Origin of the sequence: Janthinobacterium sp. PSRC1-1, assembly GCF_049897525.1 — a bacterium.
GTDB lineage: Bacteria > Pseudomonadota > Gammaproteobacteria > Burkholderiales > Burkholderiaceae_D > Janthinobacterium > Janthinobacterium tructae.
In genome coordinates, this window is sequence record NZ_JAFCWK010000016.1 from 20,936 (window position 1) to 37,138 (window position 16,203).

At 40.8% G+C, this 16,203-nt stretch carries 17 protein-coding genes; 12 read left to right on the plus strand and 5 right to left on the minus strand.

Annotated elements, in window-relative coordinates:
* Positions 1-1,039: 1,039 nt before the first annotated feature.
* Both ACP7DW_RS25430 and ACP7DW_RS25435 read left to right on the plus strand, forming a co-directional pair.
* The gene (locus tag ACP7DW_RS25430; RefSeq protein ID WP_426057276.1) at positions 1,040-1,447 is read left to right on the plus strand and encodes a hypothetical protein; all 408 of its coding nucleotides are present in this window, start codon (positions 1,040-1,042) and stop codon (positions 1,445-1,447) included.
* 889 nt (positions 1,448-2,336) lie between these two features.
* The gene (locus ACP7DW_RS25435; protein ID WP_426057277.1) at positions 2,337-3,368 is read left to right on the plus strand and encodes a replication initiation protein; all 1,032 of its coding nucleotides are present in this window, start codon (positions 2,337-2,339) and stop codon (positions 3,366-3,368) included.
* 799 nt (positions 3,369-4,167) lie between these two features.
* Here ACP7DW_RS25435 and ACP7DW_RS25440 read toward each other — a convergent pair.
* A complete protein-coding gene (locus ACP7DW_RS25440) occupies positions 4,168-4,629 on the minus strand; it encodes a hypothetical protein (protein ID WP_426057278.1) in 462 nt (153 codons plus the stop codon).
* Between the two features lie 438 nt (positions 4,630-5,067).
* Positions 5,068-5,334 carry a helix-turn-helix domain-containing protein gene (locus ACP7DW_RS25445; RefSeq protein WP_426057279.1) on the minus strand — a complete coding sequence of 89 codons (267 nt, stop codon included), beginning with the start codon at positions 5,332-5,334 and terminating at the stop codon, positions 5,068-5,070.
* Positions 5,335-5,837: 503 nt separating this feature from the next.
* On the opposite strand from ACP7DW_RS25445, the gene ACP7DW_RS25450 reads away from it, so the two are divergent.
* The 4 genes from ACP7DW_RS25450 to ACP7DW_RS25465 all read left to right on the plus strand — a co-directional run bounded on the left by ACP7DW_RS25450 (position 5,838) and on the right by ACP7DW_RS25465 (position 7,471).
* The gene (locus ACP7DW_RS25450; RefSeq protein ID WP_426057280.1) at positions 5,838-6,380 is read left to right on the plus strand and encodes a hypothetical protein; all 543 of its coding nucleotides are present in this window, start codon (positions 5,838-5,840) and stop codon (positions 6,378-6,380) included.
* A gap of 142 nt (positions 6,381-6,522) precedes the next feature.
* Positions 6,523-6,852, plus strand: a complete 330-nt coding sequence (locus tag ACP7DW_RS25455; RefSeq protein WP_426057281.1) for a hypothetical protein — start codon at positions 6,523-6,525, stop codon at positions 6,850-6,852.
* Positions 6,852-7,016 carry a hypothetical protein gene (locus ACP7DW_RS25460; protein WP_426085240.1) on the plus strand — a complete coding sequence of 55 codons (165 nt, stop codon included), beginning with the start codon at positions 6,852-6,854 and terminating at the stop codon, positions 7,014-7,016. The genes ACP7DW_RS25455 and ACP7DW_RS25460 overlap by 1 nt, the downstream gene beginning before the upstream one ends.
* A gap of 74 nt (positions 7,017-7,090) precedes the next feature.
* A complete protein-coding gene (locus tag ACP7DW_RS25465) occupies positions 7,091-7,471 on the plus strand; it encodes a hypothetical protein (RefSeq protein ID WP_426057282.1) in 381 nt (126 codons plus the stop codon).
* 28 nt (positions 7,472-7,499) lie between these two features.
* On the opposite strand, the gene ACP7DW_RS25470 is transcribed toward ACP7DW_RS25465, so the two are convergent.
* The gene (locus tag ACP7DW_RS25470; protein WP_426057283.1) at positions 7,500-10,289 is read right to left on the minus strand and encodes a DotA/TraY family protein; all 2,790 of its coding nucleotides are present in this window, start codon (positions 10,287-10,289) and stop codon (positions 7,500-7,502) included.
* Positions 10,290-10,880: 591 nt separating this feature from the next.
* Here ACP7DW_RS25470 and ACP7DW_RS25475 point away from each other — a divergent pair.
* From ACP7DW_RS25475 to ACP7DW_RS25500, 6 genes are all read left to right on the plus strand, one after another.
* Complete coding sequence (locus ACP7DW_RS25475; RefSeq protein WP_426057284.1) at positions 10,881-11,702, plus strand: DNA-methyltransferase; 822 nt, start codon at positions 10,881-10,883, stop codon at positions 11,700-11,702.
* Between the two features lie 11 nt (positions 11,703-11,713).
* Positions 11,714-12,070, plus strand: coding sequence for a hypothetical protein (locus ACP7DW_RS25480; RefSeq protein ID WP_426057285.1), 357 nt, complete (start codon positions 11,714-11,716; stop codon positions 12,068-12,070).
* 135 nt (positions 12,071-12,205) lie between these two features.
* Positions 12,206-12,562: a hypothetical protein gene (locus ACP7DW_RS25485; RefSeq protein WP_426057286.1), complete on the plus strand. Its 357-nt coding sequence runs from the start codon at positions 12,206-12,208 to the stop codon at positions 12,560-12,562.
* Positions 12,563-12,737: 175 nt separating this feature from the next.
* Complete coding sequence (locus ACP7DW_RS25490) at positions 12,738-13,133, plus strand: helix-turn-helix domain-containing protein (RefSeq protein WP_426057287.1); 396 nt, start codon at positions 12,738-12,740, stop codon at positions 13,131-13,133.
* 119 nt (positions 13,134-13,252) lie between these two features.
* Positions 13,253-13,990 carry a hypothetical protein gene (locus ACP7DW_RS25495; RefSeq protein ID WP_426057288.1) on the plus strand — a complete coding sequence of 246 codons (738 nt, stop codon included), beginning with the start codon at positions 13,253-13,255 and terminating at the stop codon, positions 13,988-13,990.
* Between the two features lie 125 nt (positions 13,991-14,115).
* Positions 14,116-14,868, plus strand: coding sequence for a hypothetical protein (locus ACP7DW_RS25500; protein WP_426057289.1), 753 nt, complete (start codon positions 14,116-14,118; stop codon positions 14,866-14,868).
* A 53-nt stretch (positions 14,869-14,921) separates the two neighbouring features.
* Here ACP7DW_RS25500 and ACP7DW_RS25505 read toward each other — a convergent pair whose 3' ends face one another.
* Both ACP7DW_RS25505 and ACP7DW_RS25510 read right to left on the minus strand, forming a co-directional pair.
* Entirely contained in the window at positions 14,922-15,221 is a 300-nt protein-coding gene (locus ACP7DW_RS25505) for a hypothetical protein (RefSeq protein WP_426057290.1), read from the minus strand.
* Positions 15,222-15,398: 177 nt separating this feature from the next.
* Positions 15,399-16,130: a hypothetical protein gene (locus tag ACP7DW_RS25510; RefSeq protein WP_426057291.1), complete on the minus strand. Its 732-nt coding sequence runs from the start codon at positions 16,128-16,130 to the stop codon at positions 15,399-15,401.
* Between the last annotated feature and the right edge of the window lie 73 nt (positions 16,131-16,203).

Below are 16,203 nucleotides of genomic sequence, written 5' to 3' on the forward strand. Positions count from 1 at the left end.
CCTCTTGACAAATTAAAAATTTACAATATAAGTGTACTACCAAGAACAATTTGATAATAGTATATTAATATAAATTTGTCAACAATTAATTTTATGAGTTGCTCTTGGTAAAAAATCAAGGGCATTTTTTTTGCCCAGAAAGATAGATTGAAGTGTTATATGTCATTGGGCAGCGAGAGTGATCAAGCGATTAAAAAGACCCCTTACTCAGCGTCGTTCAATCTAGGAAGAATACAGAATTTTGAGAAAGCTTGTTGTTCATTGCGCTACAGAGCGAAGAACAAATGCAGAACTTGAGTGATTGGGAACTAATTGGCAACCAGGAAGTATCCTGTGATCCACCCAACAAGCAATTTCAATATTCTGGAAGTATTCAGTTAGTCATTTGTGTGACGAAAAGAGCATGACTCATAAAAGTAAAGTAATTTGGCGAAACAATTACAGCGATACGGCATAAGATAAGTCCGAACAGTAGAAGGTGAGAATCTACTAAATTAGCCAAATGAAACGAGTCCAATAGCACAAGTGCCACTATGCAGATAGTGGAGCTTCTTTCAAAGCTACTGACGGCAGATTATTCGTACCGATCTGCCACAAGCCAGATGTTGGATGGTGCGAGCAAATATAGGTTTAGGCTTACTTCTTTAAAAGGAAGGTCCTGGATACCCTGCACCCTACCGTTAGATTGGTAGAAAGAAACCAGGATTCGGAAAGGTTGCTAACAACCTCACGGGCCGCAGTTTAATTGAATAAACTCGGGACGAGCAATATTGCTCTGGAACTCAAATTTGTTGAGAATTTTCCAGTTTGCAAGGGATAAGGCTTTGCCGCAGTTTCTTAAGAAACAAGGTAAAGCAATGTACTATCTATAAACATATTAATTAATCATCATCCAAGCAAAGATGATGATGACTCAGTCAAGCAAAGAACATTCTCGTAGAGGTTCTATGAAATAGAATAAAATTGGAAAGCGCAAAAACTTGACAAAATCCTTTAAATTTCATAAATTTCATATATAAATAAGATATTAAGGATTTATATGAATATTGCAGAAAGAAGAAAGCTAGAAGCAGCAGCAAACAAACTTCTTAAAGGATCAGGAAAGAAGTCTAAAGCAAAATACCCTGGAACCAACCTGCCGTTTAAGATTTTCACACAAACTCAGGGGGCATTTATTCCCAATCACGCTCCTAATTGTATTGAGATTACAAAATGGGAAGACATCAATAGCCGACAAAATAAAGGCAGGTGTGAAAGCTTGCAAAATAAAACCTATTACAAAATCAATCTAAAGACCCCTGGTATCTATTTTTACCAACACATGGAGATAGTGCTACGTAAAGATTTCTATTACAAGCCAGGAAATTCTGGATTTTTCTCACTTACTATTGATGGAAAGATTCAGCCATTGACTGATAAGGAAGCCCGAGAAAGATTTTCCAAATAATTATTGACAAAACCCATTGCTCAACGCCGTAGGGTAGACGAATAGTAGGTTTAAATCGTATTTAAAAGGCTTTTATCGCATAGGTGCTCCTAGTTAACAATATACAAAAAAATACACCTGTATTGCACGTATAGCCCCTAATGAACGTTTCCTCCGTTATTAATCATATCAACTAGGCTTGTCCTGTTTCGATAGCCAAGATATAGCATTAAGTTAATTGTGGTTCATTGAAGTCAGTGGCCCGGCTGGGAGCACCTACTTCATTTGCTGCGCAAACAAAGCAGGGAGAGGTAAACCATGCAGCAAAATGACGATGAGCACCCACCAGGATGCTCATAATTTTAGCCAATGATTGATCACGTAAGTGTAGAGTGCTACGACACTCTTCCAGGACACCAAGCAGACGAAAAAAAGCACCCACAGGCACTTACGGTTCGTTATTGGTTTTTTTCTCTGCTGTTAGTTACAGATCTCATAATGCCGCTTTCCTTTGAATGACCGTTAGCTTCACTGTATGGGGCATCTTCGGCAGAGTATCCAGCTACATAGCAGTGATATTCATCACTCATTTAATTTTTTACCTTAGCTGCTTTCACAAGGAGTCCACCGTGTCATTGATAAGCATAGACCGTAGATCACAAGTTCCTTAAATCTAAAGTTCCTTAAATCTAAATTTAATTGACTTATTTGACATTCAATGAATTATTTCGTAAAACTATTCTACAAATGAAAAATGCCCAAGCGACTAAACTTGAGCATTTAAAATCCAGGAAAATTCTATAAGCTGTGGCGGCTTGACCTGATTTAGATATTAAAACGTATTTAGATTAAGATGTCAATAAGGAATTTCAGAATACTCCTGGATTTTGCAAAAAATAAAGGAATATTTATGTTTAATAATTTTATTGAGTCATTGCCAGCCAAAGTTAGAAGCACCAACGATTTTGAGTACGGGACAAGATTTAGAAAAAAAGAGAATGCTCTTCTTTATCGTTACATTGAAGTTCATCAGTTGTATAAAAAATACATAATCATTGACATAGATGACGTTAACCAAACAAACGGAAGCCCTGATATTCTTGGTTCAGCTTTTCTTTGGGAAGAAAAACGACTACCTCCACCAACCTACATAGTCATCAACCCCTACAATGCACGTTGCCATTATTTTTATGAACTGAGAACACCTGTCTATTACACTGAGAACGCTAGGCGAGCGCCACAGAAATACTATGAAAATACCGATCTTGCCTTAACGAGTGTTTTAAAGGCCGATACAGCATACCTTGGCAAGTTTGCCAAGAATCCTATGCATGACTGTTGGAAGACGATTTATCACGACGTTAAATATGACCTAGAGGATTTTCAGGAGTGGGGACTAGACTTAACAGGTCATAAGAAAAAAAGAAAGGTTGAGGGTGAGCTAGGAGGTAGAAATACATCTTTGTTTGATAACCTACGGGAATGGTCTTACAAAGAAGTTGAAAAACCATATTCCTATATTGATTTTCAGCATGTTGTTGATTGTAAGGCACAGTCTATCAACAAAACCTTCATAGACTGCCAATATGGGGTTCTTCCAGCAAAAGAAGCCCTAACAGTTTCCAAGTCAGTTGGCACCTGGACATGGAGAAATCAAGCGACTATCGGAAACGGTGGAAAGAACCGTGGGGTAATGAAATTGCCACTAGAGATGTCATTGAAGGCCAAGCAGGCTGCTGGGGCCGCATATGCTCACTCCAACACAACAGCTAAGAAAACTACTCGCGATGCTGTTATAGAGGCCGCAATAGGACTCAAGACAGCAGGAATGCCACTTACACAGAAAACAGTAGCTCTTCGTGCCGAAGTATCCCCCAGGACGGTTGCAAGCTATTGGAAAGAAATCGATAGAGAGGTTGGTCTAAATAGAAGATGGGCATAAATTCTTCGGCGCGGGGATTGTATTTGCTCTCGCAAATAGATCTTTTTTGCTGTAGTGCTATTAATTCATATTCTATGTTTTACTTAGTTGAGAATTACAACTAATATGCAAATATGGTGTCTATCAGATATATACCCATTTATGGGTGGTTTAAAGCAAAGGAGGTTCCGAAGGACTTACAACAAAAATCATGATCCCGAATGGGCTTTTCATGCACAATGATTGTCCGAAGGGCGAGTCTACAAAGAAGTAAAGAAAAATTGGCAAAAGCCAAAATAGCTTTTTAATTGGTAATATTTTTCTGTGCAGGGGTTTTTATTTTCTCTCGCAAATAGATCTTTTCTGCTGTAGTACTATTCATTCATATTCTATGTTTTACTTAGTTGGAAAATACAACTAATATGCAATACGGTGTCTATCAGATATATACCCATGTATGGGTGGTTTAAAGCAAAGGAGATTCCGAAGGACTTACAACAAAAATCATGATCCCGAATGGGCTTTTCATGCACAATGATTGTCCGAAGGACTAGTCTGCAAAGAAGTGAAGGAAAATTGGCGAAACAAAAAATTTTCGTGAAATTATTTCTGCTATAGATGATCAAAGTTTAGTGGCCCGGCTGGCAGCACCTACTTCATTTGCTGCGCAAACAAAGCAGGGAGAGGTAAACCATGCAGCATCATGACAATGAGCATCCAGGTGGATGCTCATAACCTTACCCAATGATTGATCACGTAAGTGTAGAGTGCTACGACACTCTTCCAGGAGATCATACAACGGTTATAAATACTCTCTTCCTTACATCTTTTTCTTCTTCACGTTTCTGTAAAAGTTCTTATCTATGGGATCAAATTCACCCACTTTTTCAGAAGCTGCTTTGATCTCTCCTGCCTTTTTGAAGACAAATGGAGCTAGTATAGTAGCCGGTGGTATTAAAGATAGAAATGCAAGAAATCGTCTTACCTTGAATGCTCCTTTTAAGACTCTGTCATCTGATACCACATCGCCGTTTTTAGCTTGTACAGCACAAAGGAATTGATGCTTAAAATGAGTATTGAAATTCTTTGAGTCAGCGAACTGGAAAGCTCTGCCAGTCTTCATAGCAATCGCCATTTCTTTATTCATAGCAACACTTTCAAACCTAACTGTCTCTTGATCATTCTTTATCTCAACATATTCATAGACCAAGAATTGTCCTTCATTAGTCACAATACCATTACCACATACTTGACCTGTTATTGTCTTTAATATTTCACCCATATTTTTCCTTTTCATTGTTCTTCTATTTTGACAAAACAATTAAGAAAGTCAATCAGGGTTGACAGGCAATGAATTTCTTCGTATAAAATAAAAGGGGCAACCCTGCGTTAACAGAGTCACCCCAGTTTCTTATTTAGTATGCATTACTGCATATGGATAACATCAAAAGCACAAGCAAGGCTTTTAATACTATTTTGGAGAATGATTTTTTTGTTTTCATTCTGTTCTCCTTTTCTCATTCATCAAGGTGGTCTTGATGGGGAAGCCTCTTGTGTGCCCACACTGATCATAGCATTGGTAACATCATTGGTAGAAGTTAACGTTAACCAAATATGACATCACGCTAGGGAAAAAAGACACCAACTCGCCTGTGTCCTCCTAGAACATTCAAGAAGACAGCCTGAGCACTCCGCTTTCAATCCCTGCTAAGGTCTTGAACTAGATCGCGTCACTACTAGGCGGCTTGAGCAAAATCCAAGGCTGTACGTCCAGAGAGTTGGCAATCGCCTCAATGTTAGAGAGTGAAACGTTCCAGCGCGAACGCTCCACGGCTGAAACATATGAGCGGTCTAATCCACACTCCAATGCAAGCTTTTCTTGCGACCAGCCTTTCCCTACTCTCAGCAAACGAACGTTGAACGCCACCACGCCTCGCAGATCGTCTTCGGCGGGCAATATAGTTGGGGGCTTGGGCTTGGCAGACATGACGCAACCCTACCGATGTGATACATTTGCATCCACGGAGTTTGCTTCCCATATGGGGAAATCTTAGAGCATGCAAATTCAACAACTTCGGAAGATGATCGGGCGTAAATTTAAAATGATTGGTGGCGTTTTTGCCCTGTCCTGCCTGGTGGTTGCATGCCGTGGTGACAGCAGCTCGACAGGCAATACTTCAACTCTCACTACGTTCTTATTTGCTTCTTCTATAGTTAAGTACCAGTAGATGAGATACCTACCTGAATAGCTCACTAATCAACGCCCAATCAATCTACCCTTTATTATTTTCAATATACTACTCGTGAATCTATTTTAATTCTTGTCACTATGTATCTCAAAAAATATAGAGAAATGTCAAATTTAATCAATACCGCCAACAAAGATTACTAACAGTCAACTAAATGATTTTAGATATTTCATGATGTGGGGCACAACACTTGATTTTATCAATCCCTCTGTTATAGTTGACTCATCAATTGGAGAATAGTATGAGCGCACGTCAAACCTCAGTGATTAATGGCCTCCTGGCTGAGAACATTGGCAAGAACGATTTGGTCCGCTCTTATGAGTCTAAGTCACACGCCGCTGAACGCCGGGCGTCAGATGCTGAACATAGTGCTCGTATGAATGAAAATGCAGCTAGGGTGGCTGATGTTCTGAGTCTCCGTGTTACGCGACTTGAGGCTGAACTTCGTGAAAGTAAGAAAGAAGTACAAGTACATAGAGAGCTGCTTTCTCGCCCTATGAAAGAAATCGCAGACGTGAGTGGTGACTTCAAGAAAACATATGAGATCCAACAGCAGATGCTGGCTGAATGGATTCTCGCCCAACGTGCATATCATGAAACAGCTACCAAAATCGGTATTGAAGTAGGTAAGACCCCAGAAGATATTCGGCAAATGGCGAGCCAAAATGCAAATGCGGTACTTGAAAATCGCACAGAGCATGGCAACAACTCCACTACAATCCCTCTGCTTGCCGAGTACGCCTCCGCAATCCTGGAAACCCGTAAGAAGAGCGGCAAAGCATAATTTTTAAATGGTACACTAAAGCACCCTCGGGTGCTTTTTTCACTCATCGCTGTTGACTTTAACTTTTCATTTCATATGTTGATCCTAAACAGGAGGACGGCATATGAAGTGGTGGAAATATTATTACTTAAGGATTCGCTATATGACCCCCTTCAACCAAGTCCGCAAAGAACTGAAGGCACGAGGCATTACCCCTCTTAAAAATATTGAAGAACAAATTATCATCTTTCATTTGAGTGTTGGTGAAAATATATACAGTATAATTTCTTTAATTTCACGTATTCGCAGCAGATCAATTCTGATTGATCGACTTACAAAGATTGGTATCAAGGACAGTGATTTGAGCCCTGCTGAATTAGAGTGGATCGAAGAAATTCTTAGCAATGGTCGTATAAGTATCGATGATGCAATTGAAGAGATTAAGGATGCACGCTCTAACAATAGACAGCTCAAAAACTCTAAGACTATTTAATGAAAAAAGAAACACATGCAACAACGTCTCCTCATTCATCTTCCGAAAAAAAGAAACACATTGAGCAAATTTGGAAGGAACTTATTAACTCAGAAGCCAGTAAAAATTTCCTTGATGAACAGATCAAGAAAGCTGAAAGTCTCTTAAACCTCAAGACCAAGTAAAAGCACCCCGAATGGTGTTTTTAGTTGACTAACCATTTTTATTTCATATGTTGTTCCAAAATGGAGAGGAACATATGAAATTGCTATTGCACATCTGGTTTAATTTTATTATTTTTTGGAGAAATCTAATGGCACTTAATTCTGACGATTGCATTTCTTCTATTGAAGAAAGACTTTCAGAAATAAGCGACGATGAGTATTTTGTCGCTCAAACCATGCAGGACGGTGGCATTGATTGTGAATTGATATTTACGACCTTGCTAGTATCAAGAAGAAAAATTTCTTTCATTAGGAAAATGAATAAATTAGGCATTAAAGGAGTCAACTTAGAGCATTTAGTAAAAACTTATATGAATGAGTTACGGGGCAATGCTAAAATTGATGATTTGGTTAGCAGAGCCAATCAAGAATACATCGATGCAAAGACTAAAAGGGTTGAGAGCCCCAAGCTATAATAAAAAAGCACCCCGAAGGGTGCTTTTTTTATATTCCTTTATCTATAGGTAGTGGCTCTGGCTCAACCTCTTTCTTCTTTCCCACATTTACTGCTCCATAAGCTTTAGCCATATGTGCAATCATTGCAGAGCCATCATTAGGATTTTTGCTGACTGCTTGATTGAACACATCCTGGAATTGGGGGCCAAGAGCATCTTTAGCCTTCTTCAGATCACTGACAGCCTTCACTGCTTTCCCATTGTCTATCCCACCAGTCTCGTTGTTTGCCACTGAACGAATGTAGTCACCGGCGCCGTCACCAAACTGCTCCTTTGCGTGAGCAAGTAACGAGTTTGTCACGATTCCTTTAGAGATCTCACTCACAGCCTCCTTTGCGCCTCCGTAAGAGGCAAATCCTTCACCTGCTGAGGTTTGCATAGCACCAAGAAATGCAGCCCCTGCATCTTCTCCATGAGGCTCTAATGAATTGACAGCATTGGTCAAATGATGCATCTTCTCCTGGCTTTCAAAGCTATCAATATTGTCAGCCGTAATACCCATCATGGAAGCTACCTGATCACCACCGCCACCACCTAAAGATTTATCCATACCAGCTTTAAGACCGTCAAATTCTTTTTTGTTCTTCAAGCCTTGAAAATCCTTATTCTTCGCCTCATTAGCTTCATTGTCTTTCTTTGTTTTGAAATTCTTACCAATGTCACCCAACTGTCTTGCACCATTTTGCATACTTTGAGTAAGACCACGCCCAGCAGTAAAGGATGCCACTGCTGCAAGACTTCCCTGTGATCCTTCTCCCATCTTACCTGCATATTGACCAAGCTGATCACCACCACCACCGATCCATCTCATGAGCTCATCAGGAATAATATGCATCAAACCAAATGTTTTTTTAATAAATGAAAACATAATACCTACATAGATAGCTGTGCCAGCGATCATGCCTATGAAAAATCCCAGACCTTTACCGTCACCCTGGCTAAATGAGAATACTTGGAAGAAGACTTTATTGATGAATTCACCCATTACAGAAGAGATCACAATCGCAGCTATGAAGCCGAAGATGGCCAAACAAGGTCTTAACAGAAGTCCAAGAACCATCATATATCCATTTCCACCTTTACCAGTCAAATCGTCGCCGTTTGGGTGAAGGTGCATAATTGCCCATAATGGTGCGGCAATTATACTAATTACAACAGCTATCAACCAGCCACCTAAAATGCCAAGCCACATCATAAATGGCAACATTGGTATCAAGTAGCTCGCTGTAAAAGAAGTAGCAGCCAAGGCCATGATTGGCAAACCTAGGAAGCCTATTATGATAAATAATGCATTAGATACCGTTGTAGCTATCGCAGACGCTGAAGGAAATAGTGAAGCAATACCAGCAGCACCAGTTACGCCAATGAGTGTAAGAATCATTCCTGTCCAGAACGCTTGAAGTCTGGAACCCATTTCGTTGATAACGATGACTGGATGTCTCGTGTCATTTTTCAAGTTATACAGATCAATAGAAGTCAAGCCACGAGTAAGTGCATTCATGAGGCGCCCACTATATCCCAATTCTTGAGTCGCTTTAGAAGTTTGGTTATCCTTCTTAGAATTAATTGCATTAGCTGCTGAACCATAGTCAGGGTTTCCAGCAGCAATGACCTTCAGTCCAGTAGCTTGCAGCGATTCAGCTTGATCATTAAATGCAGACTTTGAAAACTTGCTATCTGGCACCGCAGCTAAAGCATTAGTAATCTTGTTATTGGTCACAACGGTGTTCATGAAGTAGGCACCTGCCATGAACCAACCATACTTATGAGCAGATTTTGTAGTGTCACTCGGTAACATAGCAACCGCGTTAGCCGCTGTCTTCACAGCAGCCATGTAGTCCATAGTTGCTACCTTTACAGCTTTCGCATAAAACTTCCCAGCACCTTCAACATCCAGGTTGTCTCCCTCCTTAACAAGCTCCTGGGCTGCTTTTTCTGCCACTACAATCATTGCCGCTGTTGCAAGCTCATGTGTTTTATTGATTAATTGAATATCAGTTGGCTGGAACAAGTCATCTAATGGCCCCAAATATCCTCTGTTTGTTGTAGTCGGACCATCTGCTACAGATGAATTCTCAATCTTTTCCCCAAATGTCACTTCGCCACAATCGTTCTTTGACCATCCTGAAGCGATACCTTTTTGATCACCAAAGTTGTAGGTTCTATTGCTATCGTCATACACCGTAGCATAGTTATATCGGCTTTTTATCGTCAACACACTATCAGTCTCTCCGACAGCTTTCTTATTAGACTCAACACAGACCTGAGCCATGAAAATATTTTCGGCTAGTAACTTCACTTTGTCTTCAGTGTTTTTATTGATACTCAAATTGGCTGATACACCGGGGGTTTGCATGTATGAGTCCCATACAAGATCGGCCAAGCCAATACCTTGTAACACTAACCACATGACCATTTGCTGCATCATGCAGTAACCTCCAGGCAAAACTGGTAGCACCAGAGCAGTCCCAAGCGAATAGCGTATTGGTATCCAGACAGAGGAAAACTTCTTGCCTAACATCTCTCCATCATGCGCTGTTCCCAAGGTACCCGCTAGTAACGTGTAGGTAGCAAGGATGCCGCCAATGAGCAAGATTGCTCCATTAAATGTTGAGACGGCGCTGCCAAACGCATCATTGCCGCCACTAGAGACTAGTGAGCCAAATATCTGCCCTAGCACCTTTACACTAATGTCGTCGGCAACTGGCTCAAATGGGCCACTTGCAAACGCCAATCTTGGCAACATCGTTACCAAGAATAAAATCCACATCTTTTTCATGTCTACTCCCCTTTTTTATATTTATCTTATTAATTTACAAGACAAAAAACAAAAGGCAAGAAAAATTGCATTTATACCATTAATATTGGATGCTGTAGGCTGGGGTTAGGAAGGCTACGACCTTCCTCCGGGATATCAAGCAAGATAATAAATTCCATTCTTCAATGACGATTGCCCAATAAAAAAGCAAACGGATAAACCGTTTGCTTAGTAAGCCTTACAACCTGGGGAGTCTCTTGCTCATCAATCAATCTAATTGAATATATTAAATTGTCAATATATTTATTAAATTATTTTTCCATATTTCAATAAGTAAATTTATTATTAATTTATGCATGGTCTTCACCTATAGTGTGAAATATTCTAGAAATCAAAGATCAGGAATGAGCTAAACGTCAAACGTTAGGTTACTACCTTTGAGTGGCTGTACAAAATTTCCTCCCTAAAACATAATACTCACCATACAGCGACGACATACAAACAGGTAAGAAATTACCTACAGCGATTAACCCACTAACTGCCAACTAAGCGCATTAGCCACTTAGAAGGAGGGAAAAACATATGACATAAAAAAAAATAAAGGAAATAACTATGAATATCACCGAACAAAACTATCTTCTTAACATCGACGGCCAAGCTGGCATCAAAGCAGTTGCAGACCAGTCCATTGACCTGGTACTTACTGATCCTCCTTACGGCATTGCGAGTAAGAACAAGCTGACAATGGTAGGTGGGAAAATCGTTTCCACCGAAGACGCATGGGGTCACGACTTCAAAGATAGCTGGCCGTGCATTGAAGCCTACTATGAATGGCTCAAGCCCTTCATTGCTGAGTTCGTCCGGGTTCTCAAAGACAACGGCTCCCTTATCCTCTTCTTGGACCGTAAATATACTGGATTGATTGCTCACTACATCGAGCGTGACTTCCACTTGAACTTCAAGAACAAGATCTACTTCAAGAAAAAAAACCCTGTCCCAAGTACTGGCTGGAATTACAGGTCTACTATCGAAGAAGCCGTGTGGTTTACGAAAGGCAAACAGTACACCTTCAACTTCGGTAAGCAGTCCGAAATGACACAGGTCTACGAGGGTCCCATCGGTAGGAAGGACACCAAGCATCCAACCGAAAAGTACTCCTGGATGATTGAGCCCTTGATCAAGAACCACAGTAAACCTGGAGACGTGGTGCTCGATACTTTTGCAGGTTCGGCAACTACCCTGGTGATCGCAAAGAAGCACGGTAGGAATGCCATTGGCTTTGAGAAGGACACACGGTTTTTTGAGATGGCCAAGGCCCGCATCGAGGCAGCGCAGCTTGAGCTTATCTTCACCGCGCTTGGGGATGAAGCAACTATCGTGGGGGAGCTCGATAAGCTCATGGATGAAGAAATGACCTATCTGGTTGCGGCATAAGGAGAGCGGATATGAAAAATATTAACTGCCTTCAATACTGCATCAACGGAATGAATGACAGGATTTTTAGCTTTGCCAAGACCAATGAGGGAAAGGCTCTGCTCGAGGTTTTCAAGAAGTGGAGCTTCAATCATGACGAGCGTATCAAGGAACTGCTGATTGGCTACAACAGCTACTTCATGGTTCAAGCGGGAATGACGATCTGTGGTATGCCGAAAACGCCACGTTCAGTGATTGAATTCATGAGTTCAGACGACTTCACGAAGCTGCATGACGAACTGACCAAGACAATCTTGGATAACTATCCGTTGCTGATGTCTTGCCTGAAGAACAAGCAAAAGCGTAGGCTTGAAGCCCTGTTTGCATAAAATGAAAGCATCCTCTTGGGTGCTTTTTTTCTATCGCAACACGTATTCACGGCTTAGAAAGCTTTTCAAAAATTTTACCCTCTTGTTTTTTTCTAAAAATTCATTAATTTGTATTACACTACAAAGGAGAATTCTATGAGTGCAATACAAGCCAATAATGGAAACAAGACGGTTTTCAACATCATAATGGAAAATGGCCTCCCCTATAAACCATTCATCATTGCAAAAACAATTTTATTCAAACAGGACAAAAACAAGAATGCTGGAATTATTCATATGGAGCTACCTGACTCAATTATTGATCAACAGCCTGACCTATTACAGACATGCCGTATTTCAATAGACAGCGATGAGGTCTATCTTGATATTGGAGATTACTATATAGTAGGTGAGCACCACAGCAAATTTATCACTAAGTCTGCCGAAGCAAGAACATTATTTGTTAGCATTTATAAGCATGGAATTTATCTTGCAGGATTCAATACAAAATGACAACTTTCAATTTCTTATATTTCAACAAAGCGTTTGAAATTGGTAAGCAACGAAAAAATCACACTTTACTCGCACCTCAACACTAGATCATCACTCTAGTGCGCTCCTTTTCCCTTGAACTCTGCCGTGTTATCAGTCAAAATCATATGAATTTAACTACTACTACAATATCATCATGACTAATGACAGCGTGAAGCAAAAAGCAAAGCACGAAAAGCTAAAGAAACAGATTGGTTCCAGGATCAAAAGGCGACGGGAAGCGACCGGCTACACCCAAGACATGGTCGCTCAAAGGCTTGGCATAGGAACAGCAGCTTATGCAAGATACGAGCAGGGGACGGCAGAGCCGTCGATCACTAGGCTATCCGACATGGCCGACATTTTTGAATGTGGCTTGGACGAACTGATCATGGATAGCAGCGTTCGCGTTGAAGATCAAGCCAAGCGTATTTATTTGGCATTGGAAGACGTGTCGGTCTACGACCGCGAAAGCGTCATGCAAGTGCTAGAACAGGTCTGCAAGATCGCTTGGAACAAGTCACGAACACGAAAGCTGCCGCTCGACATCTAATGGATCAGAACGAGCGATAACATTGATAAATGTAACGAACTACTTCATGGGGATTTTATTGCATTCACAGCCTTGATTTATTCCTTCAATTTAATAAGATTAATTATTATGGAGGAAATATGAAAAATATCAATGAAGCAGTCGTAGGAGAATCTATTCCAGTAACGAAAAAAGATGGGAAGATAGTTTGGATGTTAAACAAATTTATACATCGTCAAAATGGTCCCGCGATTGAAAAAGTAGACGGTAGTAAAGAATGGTGGATTAATGGCAAGCTTCACCGTGAGGATGGCCCTGCCTGCCAGTGGGCCGATGGAACAAATTCATGGTATCAACATGGAAATAGACATCGTATAGACGGTCCCGCTGTTGAGAGTCCTGATGGCAGTAAACAGTGGTGGTTAAATGGTGAGCTTCATCGAGAAGACGGACCTGCAATTGAGCACGCTAATGGCAGAAAAGAATGGTATCAGCACGGCAAACTGCATCGTGAAGATGGTCATGCCCTTGAAGCTGATAATGGGATAAAAGAATGGTATCAACACGGCAAGCTTCACAGAGAGGATGGTCCTGCCTTTGAAGCTTCTAATGGCAGAAAAGAATGGTATCAGCACGGAAAGCTTCATCGTGATGATGGCCCTGCTACTGAAGACCCTGACGGCATGACTGAATGGTTCTTAAACGGCGTGGAATACACCAAATCGGATTTTCCAATTGACAAGGTCAAGAGTGTACAGTCGGCGCTTAAAACACTTGATGACAGTCAACTCAGTGATATTTCAAACATTGTCTCAGCTATGCTGGCATTAAGAAAAAAATCAGAAAAAACCAACAATACAGAAAAACCGAAGCTATAATTTTTACAATAGGTATTCCGATAGGCACTCAATTGAGTGCTTATTTTTCATCATGAAATTCATCAATTTTTTATTGACATTATTTTTACCTTAACTAGCATAATTGAAGTTGAAGGAGAATATAGATGAAAAATGGAAGACATGTTGAGTTTGGTGATGTGTATTGGTATGTAAACGGCACATTTCACCGCGAGGATGCACCTGCCATCGAATATCAAGACGGAACAATGCTCTGGTACGCCAATGGGGAAAAGCATCGAGAAGATGGTCCTGCTTGTGAATTATCAGACGGTTCTAAGTTTTGGTATAGAAATGGATTAAGGCACAGGGAAGATGGGCCAGCAAATGAATACTTTAATGGAACAGTATCATGGTACTTAAATGGAAGACAATATCTAGAAAGTGAATTCAATGAGATAATATCCAACAAGAAATTATCCAGATACACAGGCGAAATCATCCCTGCCGTTGAGAAAAGCGTCAAAGAACAATCTTCAGAAGCATCAAAAGAAACGAAATTCTTTCAAGATTCAAACAACATTCTAGTAGATGGTAAGCTAGACAGTCCAAGCATGGGGCTTGCTTTTGACATCAAAAATAAGTTGGCAAACAGCAACGGCTTGAAGAAAAATAAGTTTTTGAGACTTGGCATGGGTGTATTTCATAAGGCTGCTGTCGCAACCGATCATGCTATTGAATTCTTAGGAACGAAAGCAAAGAAGTATCTTCCAGGATCTAAATATTCTTTCGATCAACATGACAGCCCTAATATCAGAAGTTCTGCTGAAACCAAAGAGACGATTAGCGAGCTAAGAGAAGATTTTATTAAACAAAAAAGGACACTTAAAATTGATAAATCTTTCAAGTTAAAGCCATGAAACACCAAAACAGTCAGACCACTTAAGTGGTCTATGTGCCATGAAAAATATAATCAATGAAAGATATTTATCTCTCTGATCTTGCCCTTCAATGCGATCTCAACCTTCTTCTCAGTCGTGAGGCTTTTTTGATTTGTGACGTCACCAACTAAAATTCCATCTTCCCTACCATCCGTGTAATGAATATATATTTCTTGCAAGCCATAGGGATGGTTTTTCATCTTGAAGATAACTCGGTCATTTAATGGATACAAATCACCATATAACTCAACAAATTTCATCTTAAATACCTTTCTTCGATAGTTGGTTTTTCGTCTAAAGCTATTTCTTTTCTTTATTTTCCTGATACTCATGTTGCTCTCCTTTTAGAGAACAACTTACAAAATCATTTAACTCTGTCAAGATCTGTAAGCCAGAACGCTCCGACGTTCTTCCAATACATGAAGTTCCCCTTGGGGACTGGCGCCAGCCAAGGGGCAGCAAACTAACTATACTCCCCATTGTTGCCGAGACAGTATGACAATGGGTGGTCAGGTCAAATCAATTTCCAGTACGTAGGCTGGCACATGCTTACCATCATGAAAAGCCTTTCCTGCTGGGTAGTCCTTCCTCACCAGTGTTTCAGAGAACCACGACAGACTTGCGCCAGCGGCGAACACTACCTCGTTCTCATGGCCAAGAGCCATACCCTTACGTTTGTACGCGAACGCCTTTGTCGCGGACTCTGCAACTCGTATGACGAGTAGATCGATACGCCCCGCTTCGTAAGCCTTACCGTTGTGGTCTGCATTTCTCAAAGCGACTTGAGGACAGAGAGAGGTCGACAAAGGCCTATCCGTGACTAGCTCGGTCCCACCTGGCCATACTCCCGCATGGAACAATACCTGCCCTGGTGAGAGGTAGTGCCCGAACTCGTTGATCTCCTTGTTTACCTCATATGCATCGTAATGGGGATAGCTGCTTTTGTAATTTTTAAGTCCTTGCGGAGTTGCCCTTGGCATGGCGAGGCGCCACTGTTTATAGTTGTAATCGCTGTCCAAGGCATGATTGACATGATTGCCTAATGCGCCATCTGCCCCTACTTGAGCCATGTACATAGCCGCTTCAAATCCGTTAGTTACGGTAGTGATCAACTTATCGTTGGTAGTAGCGTACATCACTCCAGTTCGCCGGTAATTCGCTATCATTTCTTCTTGAGTAGCATTTCTGGTGGTCCACACTTCAAACGGCTGGCTGAAGGGATCAACTATCGGTAATATCATGTGCACTATCCTTGTCTCATTGCTGTTCTCTAAATTATGCCATATCCATAGAGCAACAAAAGCAACTCACGTG

Excerpts from the sequence above, each read along its gene's own strand:
- ACP7DW_RS25470 (WP_426057283.1), bottom strand. The coding sequence starts at position 10,289 with ATGAAAAAGATGTGGATTTTATTCTTGGTAACGATGTTGCCAAGATTG.
- ACP7DW_RS25490 (WP_426057287.1), top strand. The coding sequence starts at position 12,738 with ATGACTAATGACAGCGTGAAGCAAAAAGCAAAGCACGAAAAGCTAAAG.
- ACP7DW_RS25430 (WP_426057276.1), top strand. The coding sequence starts at position 1,040 with ATGAATATTGCAGAAAGAAGAAAGCTAGAAGCAGCAGCAAACAAACTT.
- ACP7DW_RS25505 (WP_426057290.1), bottom strand. The coding sequence starts at position 15,221 with ATGAGTATCAGGAAAATAAAGAAAAGAAATAGCTTTAGACGAAAAACC.
- ACP7DW_RS25460 (WP_426085240.1), top strand. The coding sequence starts at position 6,852 with ATGAAAAAAGAAACACATGCAACAACGTCTCCTCATTCATCTTCCGAA.
- ACP7DW_RS25465 (WP_426057282.1), top strand. The coding sequence starts at position 7,091 with ATGAAATTGCTATTGCACATCTGGTTTAATTTTATTATTTTTTGGAGA.
- ACP7DW_RS25495 (WP_426057288.1), top strand. The coding sequence starts at position 13,253 with ATGAAAAATATCAATGAAGCAGTCGTAGGAGAATCTATTCCAGTAACG.
- ACP7DW_RS25440 (WP_426057278.1), bottom strand. The coding sequence starts at position 4,629 with ATGGGTGAAATATTAAAGACAATAACAGGTCAAGTATGTGGTAATGGT.
- ACP7DW_RS25500 (WP_426057289.1), top strand. The coding sequence starts at position 14,116 with ATGAAAAATGGAAGACATGTTGAGTTTGGTGATGTGTATTGGTATGTA.
- ACP7DW_RS25445 (WP_426057279.1), bottom strand. The coding sequence starts at position 5,334 with ATGTCTGCCAAGCCCAAGCCCCCAACTATATTGCCCGCCGAAGACGAT.
- ACP7DW_RS25480 (WP_426057285.1), top strand. The coding sequence starts at position 11,714 with ATGAAAAATATTAACTGCCTTCAATACTGCATCAACGGAATGAATGAC.
- ACP7DW_RS25510 (WP_426057291.1), bottom strand. The coding sequence starts at position 16,130 with ATGATATTACCGATAGTTGATCCCTTCAGCCAGCCGTTTGAAGTGTGG.
- ACP7DW_RS25485 (WP_426057286.1), top strand. The coding sequence starts at position 12,206 with ATGAGTGCAATACAAGCCAATAATGGAAACAAGACGGTTTTCAACATC.
- ACP7DW_RS25435 (WP_426057277.1), top strand. The coding sequence starts at position 2,337 with ATGTTTAATAATTTTATTGAGTCATTGCCAGCCAAAGTTAGAAGCACC.
- ACP7DW_RS25475 (WP_426057284.1), top strand. The coding sequence starts at position 10,881 with ATGAATATCACCGAACAAAACTATCTTCTTAACATCGACGGCCAAGCT.
- ACP7DW_RS25450 (WP_426057280.1), top strand. The coding sequence starts at position 5,838 with ATGAGCGCACGTCAAACCTCAGTGATTAATGGCCTCCTGGCTGAGAAC.
- ACP7DW_RS25455 (WP_426057281.1), top strand. The coding sequence starts at position 6,523 with ATGACCCCCTTCAACCAAGTCCGCAAAGAACTGAAGGCACGAGGCATT.